Annotated in this window: 11 protein-coding genes; 4 read left to right on the top strand and 7 right to left on the bottom strand. The window is 62.0% G+C overall.

The window, feature by feature from the left end; genetic code table 11:
* Positions 1–104 precede the first annotated feature (104 nt).
* Positions 105–1,691, bottom strand: a complete 1,587-nt coding sequence (locus MTX36_RS22360) for an NlpC/P60 family protein (protein WP_374230519.1) — start codon at positions 1,689–1,691, stop codon at positions 105–107.
* Positions 1,692–2,103: 412 nt separating this feature from the next.
* Complete coding sequence (locus MTX36_RS22355; protein ID WP_243621843.1) at positions 2,104–2,685, bottom strand: DUF6676 family protein; 582 nt, start codon at positions 2,683–2,685, stop codon at positions 2,104–2,106.
* Between the two features lie 478 nt (positions 2,686–3,163).
* Here MTX36_RS22355 and acnA point away from each other — a divergent pair, with 478 nt between their 5' ends.
* Together acnA and MTX36_RS22345 are read left to right on the top strand one after the other, a co-directional pair.
* Entirely contained in the window at positions 3,164–5,965 is a 2,802-nt protein-coding gene (acnA, locus tag MTX36_RS22350; protein WP_243621842.1) for an aconitate hydratase AcnA, read from the top strand.
* A 155-nt stretch (positions 5,966–6,120) separates the two neighbouring features.
* Complete coding sequence (locus MTX36_RS22345) at positions 6,121–6,687, top strand: TetR/AcrR family transcriptional regulator (protein WP_094275002.1); 567 nt, start codon at positions 6,121–6,123, stop codon at positions 6,685–6,687.
* Positions 6,688–6,753: 66 nt separating this feature from the next.
* Here MTX36_RS22345 and MTX36_RS22340 read toward each other — a convergent pair whose 3' ends face one another.
* Entirely contained in the window at positions 6,754–7,269 is a 516-nt protein-coding gene (locus MTX36_RS22340; RefSeq protein WP_243621841.1) for a putative immunity protein, read from the bottom strand.
* A 633-nt stretch (positions 7,270–7,902) separates the two neighbouring features.
* On the opposite strand from MTX36_RS22340, the gene MTX36_RS22335 reads away from it, so the two are divergent.
* Complete coding sequence (locus MTX36_RS22335; protein WP_243621840.1) at positions 7,903–8,061, top strand: hypothetical protein; 159 nt, start codon at positions 7,903–7,905, stop codon at positions 8,059–8,061.
* Between the two features lie 334 nt (positions 8,062–8,395).
* Here MTX36_RS22335 and MTX36_RS22330 read toward each other — a convergent pair whose 3' ends face one another.
* From MTX36_RS22330 to MTX36_RS22320, 3 genes are all read right to left on the bottom strand, one after another.
* Positions 8,396–9,118 carry a hypothetical protein gene (locus MTX36_RS22330; protein WP_243621839.1) on the bottom strand — a complete coding sequence of 241 codons (723 nt, stop codon included), beginning with the start codon at positions 9,116–9,118 and terminating at the stop codon, positions 8,396–8,398.
* A gap of 26 nt (positions 9,119–9,144) precedes the next feature.
* The gene (locus MTX36_RS22325; RefSeq protein WP_243621838.1) at positions 9,145–9,285 is read right to left on the bottom strand and encodes a hypothetical protein; all 141 of its coding nucleotides are present in this window, start codon (positions 9,283–9,285) and stop codon (positions 9,145–9,147) included.
* 153 nt (positions 9,286–9,438) lie between these two features.
* Positions 9,439–11,070 (bottom strand): ABC-F family ATP-binding cassette domain-containing protein, encoded by a 1,632-nt coding sequence (locus MTX36_RS22320; RefSeq protein WP_094272831.1) that lies wholly within the window; start codon positions 11,068–11,070, stop codon positions 9,439–9,441.
* Positions 11,071–11,226: 156 nt separating this feature from the next.
* Between MTX36_RS22320 and MTX36_RS22315 the strand changes: the two genes are divergently transcribed.
* On the top strand, positions 11,227–12,390 hold the full coding sequence (locus tag MTX36_RS22315) for a lycopene cyclase family protein (protein WP_243621837.1): 1,164 nt from the start codon (positions 11,227–11,229) through the stop codon (positions 12,388–12,390).
* Here the strand turns inward: MTX36_RS22315 and MTX36_RS22310 are convergent.
* Entirely contained in the window at positions 12,293–12,799 is a 507-nt protein-coding gene (locus tag MTX36_RS22310; protein WP_243621836.1) for a MarR family winged helix-turn-helix transcriptional regulator, read from the bottom strand. The genes MTX36_RS22315 and MTX36_RS22310 overlap by 98 nt on opposite strands.
* Position 12,800: the final 1 nt, after the last annotated feature.

Below are 12,800 nucleotides of genomic sequence, written 5' to 3'. Positions count from 1 at the left end.
CCGCCAACTATTCCAGGTAGTTGCCCGCGATGCCGTAACCCCACGTCGACACGGGCAACCGAACCAGACAACAGGGGCGTCGAGGACTCAGCTGTTGGTCGCGATCACGACACCAACCGCACGGCATATGGCGTCATACCGCCCCAGCGAACAGGCGAGACCATGACACTGGAACCGGACTGCGGAGCTTCGAGCATCTGCCCGTTACCGAGGTAGAGCGCCACGTGCTGACTTGCGTTGGGGCCGTAGAAGATCATGTCGCCGCGTTTCATCTCCGACGCCGGAACCTGGGTACCCGCGGTGTACTGGTAGCCGGTGTAGTGCGGCAATGAGATTCCGACACCCGCGAAGGCATAGATCATCAGACCCGAGCAGTCGAACCCGATCTTGTTGAAGTCGCCGTAACTGTCGGCCACTCCGCCGTCACGGATTCCGCGTGTCGGCCCGTTCTCGTCGCCGCCGCCCCACGCGTACTGAATACCGAGCTGCGACATTCCGCGGTCGATGACCGATTCGATTCCAGAACTGCCACCGACAGCCGGCGGCGTCGGCTTGGGCTTCGGTGTCGTTGTGGGCGGCGTGGGCTTCGGGGTGGTGGGTTTCGGCGTGGCGACCGGAGTGTCCTCGTCAGTCGACGTGTCTGTGTCGGTTGTGGTGTCCTCGTCATCGTCGCCGGGGATGACCGTCGGAGTCGGATCTTCGACGGCGGTGTGTGGACGCTGAGCAGCGGCCAGAGCGGCAGCGCGGTCCTTTGCGGCCTGATCGGCGGCAGCGCGGGCAGCAGCTTGCGCCGCAGCTTCCTTCGCTGCGGCTTCCAATGCGGCCTGGTGTGCTTCTTCGGCGCGACGCTGCTCGTCCCACGTTGCGTACGCCTGACGCTGACCTTGAAGCCCGACAACAGCATTGCGCGCGGCGTCCAGCTGAGCTTGTGCAGAGTTGCGGTTCGCTTCGATGGAAGCCTTCTTCGCAACCTGCTGATCAAGTGCGTTGCGGGCAATCTCGATGGCCTGCTCGGCCAAGGCCTTCAAATTTGCGGCAACCTCGGCGGCTGCATCGGCTTGCTGCTTGGCCTGACGGGTCTCGGAATCCTTGTTGGCCTGCTCGGTCCGTGCACGCTGCAAGCCGTCGAGCACGGCACGCTGCGTGTTGGAGAGCAATTTGAGGACCTGAGCGCGGTCCAGGACGTCACCCGGGCCCTTGGCGTCGAGGAAGGAAGAGATCGAGGCCGTGTTGGTGCCCTTGACGTAACTCGATCGCGCGTATTTGTCGAAATCGGTCTGCGCGACGTCGATCTGCGCCCCGGCGTCCTTGAGTGCTTGCTTGGTGACGCCGACGGCCTGGGCCGCGGTATCAGCGGCACCTCGTGCATTCTGCAGATCTACCAGGGTCTTGTTGACATCTTCGCGTTTGATTGCAACTTCGTTGTCAAGCGACGTCAATTGTTCGTTTGCTGCAGCAACTTGGTTGATCAGTGCGCTGACAGTGCCGACGTTCGACGAAACCTGAGAATCTGCGGAAGCGATTTCGGAATCACTGGGGTTGTGCGGTGGCGGAGGTACTGCGGCACCGACGCCGGGTGTTCCGACGACCAGTGCGCTGACTATGCCGATACCGACTACAAGCTGTGTCAGACGGGCCGACGCTCGGGAAGGGCCACGACGGCTGAGTCCGCCACGTGTTACTTGCCTCACAAATAACTCTCCCTCGCGTGTTCGCCACGGGCCCGCTGGGTCGCCGATCCGTGCGGGGAGGGAATGCGCAGGAAGCTATGACGCCGCTGGGGCGTCATCGGTGAGCATGAGCCGAATCGGTTCCGCTCTCCTTGATGCGGTTCGACTTCGACGCCCGGCACCCGAAAATAGCGGCGTCACGCAATGTCCATCGAACAACAACAGTCTTTCTGCGACACTTCTTCCCCAAAAAGTGCCAGTTGCACCGTACGACACTTGAGAGAACTTTGGAAACTTTAGCCACAAATAACACAGAGAGTATTTCGCCAGGTGAATGGCCGTATCTACCAAAAAGTGCAGGTACTCACCCCAAATGCGGGTGAGTACCTGTTTTCACGAATTGTGTGTGGAAGTTTTGCGTGTCGCGCGACGCTTACGCCGATCCCCCGGGTCCGCCGGTTCGTTGCACCGAACTCTCGACGCGCCCGGTTTGTTCGGTTTCGGGTTCCCGACGCCACTTCGCTACAAAGGTGACAGCTGCAATGATCGCCACGATTGCCACCAAAAGCACCGTGTACAGCGCCCACGGAGGCCCGGGTTCGACGATCTCGTGAGAGAAACGATCGGCAGTGCTGGCTGCGCTGTCGCCGAACGCACTATCCTGCGCAGTCTCGAGCTGGACTCGGCTGATGGAATCGCTGTAGCTGCCCATCCAGTTCGGGCTCAGGACCAGGACCGTGCCACCCTCGGTTTCACCGACTGTGGTGGCGAGATCCCGCAGATCGGTATCCCGGCCCGGGTTCTCGTCGAGCACGACCACGCTCAAGTCGATTCCACGCTCACGGGCATCGGCGACTACCGCGGTCAGAGCGGCGACATCGCCTACCGGCGCGGAAACTCCGCTCTGCGTAACGTCCGCGAGAACGTCGTCGAGATCGACGTTCGACGGGACCTCGACATGCTGCGGCGGGCTCGACTGTAGGGGCGTGAAGACCAAGTGTGTAGGAGCAGACATCTCTCATCCGGGTGCTGTTCGGATTCACCCAGAACGTAACTGTGTGAAATTCATCCGAGGTCATGGTCGGTGGCTCGGCCGCCGAGGTATTCGGTGACACAGCCGTGGCGGGCCTGAAAGAACACTACTTGAGGTTGACTGCAACTCCGCGTCACATCGACGCATGGCACATCCCGACTCTGATCGATTGTGCGCCCGGTCACCCAGTCCGCCCTGCGTTGCGCAGCCTCGCAGACTACGTGAAGATTGTGTCGGTCGAGTTGCCCCAAAGTCTCACAGGACAAGCGTACTGTTAGACTTCAGACCGAGAGGTACCTCGGTTCGGCCGAGTCCGATTCAGCTCCGATGTTCAGACAGTTCCGAAGATGAACTGTGCGATTGGCGTGAGCTGGCAATGGATACGCCGAGTAGAAGTACCTCGCTTCAGCTGCCGACACAGCCCCGTCGGTGGCGACCCTCATAGACGAGTGGAGCAGACGTGAGCACCAGTATTGATTCGTTCGGAGCCAAGGGAAACCTCGAGGTCGGTGAGAACTCTTACGAGATCTTCCGCCTCTCGGCAGTCCCCGGTACCGAAAAATTGCCTTATTCCTTGAAGGTTCTCGCTGAGAACCTTCTCCGCACCGAAGACGGTGCCAACATCACCGCGGATCACATCCGCGCAATCGCAAGCTGGGATCCCGCCGCGGAGCCGAGCATCGAAATCCAGTTCACGCCGGCCCGCGTGATCATGCAGGACTTCACCGGCGTTCCTTGCATCGTCGACCTCGCCACCATGCGTGAGGCTGTCACCACCCTCGGTGGCGACCCGAACAAGGTCAACCCCCTCTCCCCCGCCGACATGGTCATCGACCACTCGGTGATTCTCGACGTCTTCGGCCAGGCCGACGCACTCGAGCGCAACGTCGACCTCGAATACCAGCGCAACGGCGAGCGTTACCAGTTCCTCCGTTGGGGCCAGGGCGCATTCGACGACTTCAAGGTCGTCCCCCCGGGAATGGGCATCGTTCACCAGGTCAACATCGAGTACCTGGCGCCTACCGTCATGTCCCGTAACGGACAGGCCTACCCCGACACCTGCGTCGGCACCGACTCGCACACCACGATGGTCAACGGCCTCGGCGTGCTCGGCTGGGGCGTCGGCGGCATCGAGGCCGAGGCAGCAATGCTCGGCCAGCCTGTCTCCATGCTCATCCCGCGCGTTGTCGGCTTCAAGCTCTCCGGTGAGATCAAGCCCGGCGTCACCGCAACCGACGTCGTTCTGACCGCTACCCAGATGCTCCGTAAGCACGGCGTCGTCGGCAAGTTCGTCGAGTTCTACGGCAAGGGTGTCGCCGAGGTTCCGCTGGCGAACCGCGCAACCCTGGGCAACATGAGCCCCGAATTCGGTTCCACCGCAGCGATTTTCCCGATCGACAGCGAAACCATCGATTACCTGCGCCTCACCGGCCGCAGCGACGAGCAGCTCGCTCTCGTCGAGGCGTACGCGAAGGAACAGGGTCTGTGGCACAACCCCGATCAGGAGCCCGTCTTCTCCGAGTACATCGAGCTCGATCTGGGAACAGTTGTTCCCTCGATCGCCGGCCCGAAGCGCCCGCAGGACCGAATTCTGTTGTCGGAGTCCAAGCCTGCGTTCCGCAAGGACATCCACACCTACGTGGATGACAACGCCCCGGCCGAGCACACTCAGCTCGACGAGGCTGTCGAAGAGTCCTTCCCGGCCTCCGATCCCGCTGCGCTCTCGTTCGCTGACGACGGAGCGGTCAACGTTCTCTCGGCGGCAAACGGCGCACAGGGCCGTCCGAGCAAGCCGGTAGTCGTCAAGTCCGAGGCCGGCGAGTTCGTCCTCGATCACGGCGCCGTCGTCGTTGCCGGCATCACGTCCTGCACCAACACGTCCAACCCGTCGGTCATGCTCGGTGCCGCACTTCTCGCACGCAACGCCGTCGAAAAGGGTCTCTCGACCAAGCCTTGGGTCAAGACGAACATGGCTCCCGGCTCGCAGGTTGTCACCGACTACTACGAGAAGGCCGGCCTGTGGCCGTACCTCGAGAAGCTCGGCTACTACCTCGGCGGATACGGCTGCACCACGTGCATCGGTAACACCGGGCCGCTGCCCGAGGCAGTCTCCAAGGCGATCAACGACAACGACCTTTCGGTCACCGCCGTGCTCTCCGGTAACCGCAACTTCGAGGGTCGCATCTCCCCCGACGTGAAGATGAACTACTTGGCTTCGCCGCCGCTCGTGATTGCTTACGGGCTCGCCGGAACCATGGACTTCGACTTCGAGACCGACTCGCTCGGCAACGACACCGAGGGCAACCCGGTCTTCCTCAAGGACATCTGGCCGTCCACGCAGGAAATCGAAGAGACGATCAAGTCGTCGATCGATCAGGACATGTTCCGCAAGTCCTACGCGACCATCTTCGCGGGCGACAGCCGCTGGCAGAATCTCGAAACCCCGAAGGGTGACACCTTCGAGTGGGACGAGAACTCCACCTACGTGCGGAAGCCACCCTACTTCGACGGCATGACGATGGATCCGGCTCCGGTCAAGGACATCAAGGGCGCTCGCGTCCTGGCACTGCTCGGCGACTCGGTCACCACCGACCACATCAGCCCGGCAGGTCCGATCAAGGCCGGCACCCCCGCCGCCCAGTACCTCGATTCCCATGGCGTGGCGCGTGCGGACTACAACTCGCTCGGTTCACGTCGCGGCAACCATGAGGTCATGATTCGCGGAACGTTCGCGAACATCCGTCTGCGCAACCAGCTTCTTGATGATGTCTCGGGTGGATACACGCGCGACTTCACGCAGGAAGGTGCGCCGCAGGCGTTCATCTACGACGCGTCGCAGAACTACCAGGCAGCCGGCATCCCGCTGGTCGTCCTGGGTGGCAAGGAGTACGGCTCCGGATCCTCGCGTGACTGGGCAGCCAAGGGCACCAGCCTCCTCGGCGTCAAGGCCGTCATCACCGAGTCGTTCGAGCGTATTCACCGCTCCAACCTCATCGGTATGGGCGTTGTCCCGCTTCAGTTCCCGGTCGGCGAGTCCGCCGGCTCGCTCGGACTCACCGGCATCGAGACGTTCGACATCGTCGGCGTCGAGAAGCTCAACGAGGGCGTTACTCCGAAGACCATGAAGGTCATCGCCACTCGCGAGAACGGCGACAAGGTCGAGTTCGACGCAGTCGTGCGCATCGATACCCCCGGTGAAGCGGATTACTACCGCAACGGTGGCATCCTGCAGTACGTGCTCCGCAACATGATCCGCGGCTAGTTCGCCAGCCTGCTCTACCGCGCGGCGGACTCAGCGATCTTGCTGAGTCCGCCGTGTGCGTTAGGTACCGGTTCATGGGTGAAAACGATTCTGCGGGAGCCGAATCGGATGATCCGACAAGCGCGATCCGAGAAGCGCGAGACGAGGACAAGAACGTGCCCAAGGTCAGTGAAGACCATCTCGCGGCACGGCGCAGTCAGATCCTTGACGGCGCCCGCCGCTGCTTTGCGGAATACGGCTACGACGGCGCCACCGTCCGCCGACTCGAAGAAGTGACCGGGTTGTCCCGTGGGGCGATCTTCCATCACTTCAAGGACAAAGACGGCCTGTTCCTCGCCCTGGCCAGTGAGGACGCAAGCCGCATGGCGGACGTCGTCGCCGAAGAAGGTCTTGTTCAGGTGATGCGCGACATGCTCGCGCAGCCCGATCAATTCGATTGGCTGGGAACACGACTGGAGATAGCCAGGCGACTTCGGAATGATGCGGACTTCCGCGCGAAGTGGTCTCAGCGGTCAGCTGAGCTCACCGAAGCGACCAGCGCACGTCTCGCTCGCCAAAAATCAGCTGGCCGACTGCGTGACGACGTCCCCACCGACGTCCTGATCGGATACCTCGATCTGGTGTTGGACGGACTCGTCGCGCGCATCGCGTCCGGCCATGCCGGAGACAATCTGTCAGCCGTGCTCGATCTGGTCGAAGAATCCGTGCGGCGACGGGACTAGGGGCTTCGCCCCTGTGCGCCTTTTTCGTAGTGCTGACTACCAAAAGGGCGCACAGGGCCGAAGGTCCTAGAATTTGAACACCGACCAGCAGATATCGTTTCGCAACCGTTGATCATCGAGGACCAGCTCACGAATTGCCTCCGGAAGTTGGTCACGCTGCCACTGGCACTCGAGCCTCCCAGCAGCTTCACCCTCGCCGTCCGTCGCAGCAGCCCGTACAGCCTTGATCGCATAGGCAGCCGCACCGAGTTCATGCGCGGCGACGTGTCCGACGGCTCCGGCCTGGCCGGCAGCGTACGCAGCATGCCGCGGCGCCCCACGCAGGTCTCTGGCCGCACCCATTGCATGACCACCTGCCGCGCGAGCCTCCATCATCTTGACCTCGCCACGCACCCAGGCGCGGGCATGCTCAATCGCCTGACGCGGCCGTGGGTCATCAGGCCGAGTCGACTCGAAGAGGTCGAGGACGTGCTCGGCGCACGATGCCGCCCACAGTGCGAGGAGATGGTGATCCGAATCAGTGAGGCTGCCACCGCGGCGGATCGTCACGAAGCGAGGGTCCCGAATCTTGGGGAGAATCATCGATTGGAATCCTCTGCTTGCAGTGTCACTCTCCGAATTGCTTGGCGTGGAGGATACAACAAATCCATCGATCCTAGCCTTGACGGCCTGGCTTCGGATTAGGTCCCGAACGCCGGGAGCATCCCAACGTCCCACTCGGCGGGTGCCAAATCAATATCCACGAAGCGCACTGAAGGCTGCAAACCTGCCTTCTTGCATAGCGTTTCGATCCGCGAGAGGGTTTACCTAACCTGAAACTGGGGTGCGATGGAACCGCCGACACCACCCTGATGACACCGCCATCGACTGGGTCCCTCGATTCTCGGCACGATCTTCAGGTCCTGACCTCGGTGTCCTGACGTTCCAACACCCGCCGCAACACGAATCGAGCGACATGACAAACCCATCACGACGTTGAATACCCTCCTGCTGTGTACCTCACGGACTCCACAGGAGGGCTTATCCCCAGGGCGCGACGATCACATGTGTATCAACGTGCGCCGCCTTCGACATTGGCTGAAACTTCAGTTCGAGTCCGTCCGTCGGAATGCAGGTATACATCCAGGTATGTAGACCGGTGTGCATCATCCGTTTCGATGTCATGGTTCGAGTGGTGGTCGTGAGTCACTCGAACCGACCGGAAGGAGCAAGGAAATGATGTCCCTCGAATACCAGGTGTACGACTGTGAGGTCCTCATCGCCCGAGCAGAACGTATGGGCAACTACGATGCAGTTCGCCGATTGACAGAATACGAAAACACTCTGCGTCAGCAGTACCACCCGTCGCGGAGCCAGAATCCGCAAGCGTCCTAATTGCCCAATACCCCGAGGCCGAGAGGCACAAAGCGCGCAGTTGGGCGGGCATCCCGGTCGAGGTAGAAGGAAGTCGAGCATCGGACTGACCAATGCCACGTTCGAGCACCTTGAGCTCGCCCATCCACGGCACAGAGCCCTTTGGAATGCCAACTTTGAGAGAGCCAGGTCGACGGTCTCCAAAAGCTACACCACCACGCAAATTCGGGGCACGTTCCATCAAATGTCAGATAGATCATCCCAGTCGACTCCGCCGAATGATGGCCTTGGCCAGGCATTTTCACGGCTCGCACAGGAAATCCTCAATCACAGGAGGGACCTCAGGTGGGGTAACTCAGCCGCGGGGACTGGCCGACTGGTGCCGAGTGGCGTCGTAGGCGTCGAAATACGACTCACCCACGACGAACATTCCCCGCTGCGGCAGCCAGAAGTCTCCGAGGCGCGCCTGAACGGACAATGGCCCGGCCGGTCCGACGTCCACCCCATCGATTGTCGCCCGGCTACCGTCAACGGTCCACAGCATCCGCGGGTTGGCACGGAATCGCTGGCCGTTCGGGGTCGTGCCGGTCAGCCGCACCCGACCTACGCCCAACGCGGGCCCGGCGGCGCGTCCCATCGCAGACAGGACGGCATTGCTCCGCCACAACGCGCCCGGCATGAGTTCACCCAGGGTCGTCATCGCGACAGTGGCAGCTGATCGGCCCAATTCGAGATCCCACACAAGCCACTTGTCCACCCTCACCGTAAACGTGGACGGACCGCTCCACGTCACCGCGATCTCTGCAGTTCGTGCTTCCTCGACGGCCGAGCCGAAATATCGGGCGCAACTAGCCTCGGGCGAACTACTGCTGTAAATGAACCAGCTTCCGGCTGGGTCCCGATGCCACACCGAGTCGTACCCGCTACCGACGGAGCTGGCAGGAAAGTGCCGCATCGCCAAGTAGTGACCACTCGCGAACGGCTCGCCCATTACCCCGTAACCGGCGAACCGCTCCTGTCCGTCGCCCGGAGGAACAGCCCTGGTCTGCTCAGCAATCGATCGTGGATTGTCAGTCACCCTCGAGTCCTTTCCGAATGTGCCCCCTAGACGTGTACCCGATCACGGTCGCTGACACCGTCGGCGAACTGGCTCGGACGGGCAGACTGTGGCGCGGTCGCGATATCGGTTCGGGCGGTGAGTTGATCGCGGAACACTGTTACCGATGTTTCTCGACGAGTAGGCACACGCAAAACTTGCCTACCAGCGACTCCTGATCGAGTGCGATTGGAGCTGCTTCCCCGACCGGCTGATCGCGATTGAATCGTCATCGAACTTTCTACCGATACGACAATGCCGGCCAACTCTGATCGAGTTGGCCGGCATTGTCGTAGGTGTGATCAGGCGAGCTGAATGAGCTCCAGGTACTCCTGCGACCAATGATCCTCATTGCCGTCGGGCAGGAGGATGACGCGCTCGGGGTTAAGGGCCTCCGCCGCACCCGGATCGTGAGTCACCAAGACGACTGCGCCGGTGTAGCTGCGGAGTGCGTCGAGGACCTGCTCGCGTGAGATCGGGTCGAGGTTGTTAGTGGGCTCATCGAGCAGCAGGACGTTGGCGGCAGATGACACGAGTCCGGCCAGAGCCAGACGGGTCTTCTCACCACCGGAGAGCGTGCCGGCGGGCTGCTCGAGCTGCGGGCCCGTGAACATGAAGGCGCCGAGGAGGGAACGCAGCTCCTGCTCCCCCGTATCCGGCGCAGCATGGCGGATGTTCTCCCACACCGAAGCGTCGTCGTCGAGGGTGTCGTGCTCCTGAGCGAAGTAGCCGACCTTCAAACCGTGACCCGCGATGAGCTCACCCGCGTCAGCCTTCTCAGCTTCGGCGAGGATGCGCAGTAGCGTGGTCTTACCCGCACCGTTGAGACCGAGGATGACGACGCGTGATCCACGGTCGATGGCGAGGTCGACTCCGGTGAAGATTTCGAGTGAGCCGTAAACCTTGGTCAGGTTCTTACCCATGAGCGGGGTCTTGCCACACGGCGCAGGCTCGGGGAAACGAATCCGCGCAACCTTGTCGGACACACGTTCCGCGTCGAGGTTGGCCATCAGCTTGTCGGCACGCTTCGCCATGTTCTGCGCGGCAACAGCCTTGGTTGCCTTGGCACCCATCTTGGCTGCCTGGATCCGCAGAACGCCGGCCTTCTTCTCGGCGTTGGCGCGCTCACGGCGTCGACGCTGCTCGTCCGTCGCACGGGCGTCGAGGTACTTCTTCCAGTTCATGTTGTAGATGTCGGCCTCACTACGGACGGCATCGAGGAACCAGACGCGGTTGACGACATCGTTGAGCAAGTCCACGTCGTGACTGATGACCACGAGGCCACCCTCGTGGTTCTGGAGGAACCCGCGAAGCCACGTGATGGAGTCGGCGTCGAGGTGGTTGGTGGGCTCGTCGAGGAGCAGGGTCGTATCGGAGCGCGCACCGCTGCCGTCGGATGCGGCGAAGAGAATGCGTGCCAACTCGACGCGTCGACGTTGACCGCCTGACAGGGTACTGAGCGGCTGGTCGAGGATACGGTCTTCGAGTCCGAGGCTGTTGGTGATGCGGGCAGCTTCACTTTCGGCTTCGTAGCCGCCGAGTGCGGAGAAACGATCTTCGAGCTGTCCATACTTCTTGACGGCCTTGTCCTGCTCGGCCTGGTCCATGACCTCACCCATGAGGATCTGCTGCTTTTCCATGTCGCGAAGCATCGTGTCGAGGCCGCGCGCGGACAGGACACGATCCTTGGCGAGGATGCTCAGGTCGCCCTCTTTGGGGTCCTGCGGGAGGTATCCGAGGTCACCGGTGCGAACAACCTTGCCCGCGTAGGGCTCACCTTCGCCGGCGAGGAGGCGCAGCGTCGTGGTCTTGCCGGCGCCGTTGCGGCCGACCAAACCGATGCGGTCACCGGGCTGAATGCGCAGGGACGGGCCGGGCGCCGTGAGAAGGGTGCGGACACCGGCACGAACTTCGAGGTCAGTGGCGGTAATCAAGCAGAACTCCTCAGAAAATGGCTACTACGGGTGAAAGATGCCTGACGGCAGACACAAGAACTTCCAATTTTACCGTGAGGAATCGCCTCTGCCGACCAGCAGCGTGTGAATCCGCTAACAGTGAGAGTTGCAGGCAATAGATGCAATTGTGGACAGATGGCACCTCGAATCCAGACCGCTGACGTCGTGATCGTGGGCGGCGGGCCGGCTGGCCGGGCTTTGGCGACGCGATGCATCGCTCACGATCTGTCGGTGATTCTCGTTGATCCGCACCCGTCGCGACGATGGGCTGCGACCTATGCGGCGTGGGAGGACGAACTCCCGGCCTGGTTGCCGGCCGAGGTCGCGTCTACCCGTATCGAACGGCCGTCAGTGTGGGCCGAATGTGTCACAACCCTCGATCGCACATATTGCGTATTGAATACACCATTGCTGCAATCATTACTGTCAAACTCATCGATGCAGGTCATCGCCACCAAAGCCATTCGCCTGACCCGTGCTTCGGTTTTCTGCGCCGACGGCACACACGCCGTCGGCTCAGTGGTTGTCGATGCCCGTGGCACCACGATCACTCCCCGATCGGCACAACAGACCGCGTTCGGAATTGTCGTCAACCGTGCCAGCGCCGAGCCGGCGCTCGACGGCAACGACGCCTGGTTCATGGACTGGCGCCAAGACAACGGAACTCGCGCCGGCGGTCAACCGTCGTTCCTCTACGCCGTTCCACTCGACTCCGAGCGGATGCTGCTCGAGGAAACCTGTCTGGTGGGTCGGCCGCCGATACCGCTAACCGAGCTGAAACGTCGATTGCATATCCGACTCGACAATCGCGGAGTAGTCGCACCGGAAGGCCCCCCTGTCGAACGCGTCCGATTCGGTGTCGAACCACCACCAGGACTACGCGGACCGATTTTCCGGTTCGGTGCGCGCGGCGGCCTGATGCATCCGGGCACCGGTTACAGCGTCGCGGCCGCCTTGAATGAAGCCGATATCGTTGCGTCGGCGATTGCGCGCGGGGACGATCCACTACGTGAACTCTGGCCGCATTCTGCGAGGGGCGTCGCCGCGCTGCGCCGAGTCGGCCTGAACGCTCTTCTCACCCTCGATCCCGAGGACGTCGAAGCCTTCTTCGCGAGGTTCTTTGCACTACCTGTCGATCAGCAACGCGCCTATCTGTCCGATCGCCGCGACGCGGCCGCCACCGCAAATGTGATGATGTCGATCATGGCTTCCTCGCCGCGGCGGGTGCAGAAGACTCTGATGACGGCACCGTTTCACCGGCGCAGTCGCCATGCTCGACGGTCACGGACACCCGATTGAGCAAGTCACGAAGCAACGCCCGATCAGCTTCAGACAGTCCGGAGAACAGCTCGCGCTCAGCTTCGTCGAGAGCTGACTGCATGGCTTCCAGCGTTGCCGCGCCGGCCTCGGCCAGTTCCACGATGTGACGACGGCGATCGATCGGATCGCGGCGACGCTCGAGTTGTCCGCTGCACTCGAGGTCGTTGAGGATCGCGACGAGCTGGCTCGGGTCGATCTCGAGAATATCCGCGATCTCGCGCTGACTCCTCGGTCCGGCACGCAAGTGCATCAACGTCATGGCGTGGCGCGGCGGCAGGTTCACAGCGCCCATCGCAAGTTGTATCCGCGCCTTGGTGGCATCACCGCGCGTAGCCAGAAGGAACCCGAGTCGATCGGTGAGGTTCGCGGATTCAGATACTGCTGACATG

The sequence above is a fragment of the Rhodococcus sp. ARC_M6 genome (genome assembly GCF_022810305.1).
GTDB lineage: Bacteria > Actinomycetota > Actinomycetes > Mycobacteriales > Mycobacteriaceae > Rhodococcus_F.
The sequence above is the reverse complement of the archived record's forward strand: the minus strand, read 5'-3'. Positions and strand labels throughout refer to the sequence as shown.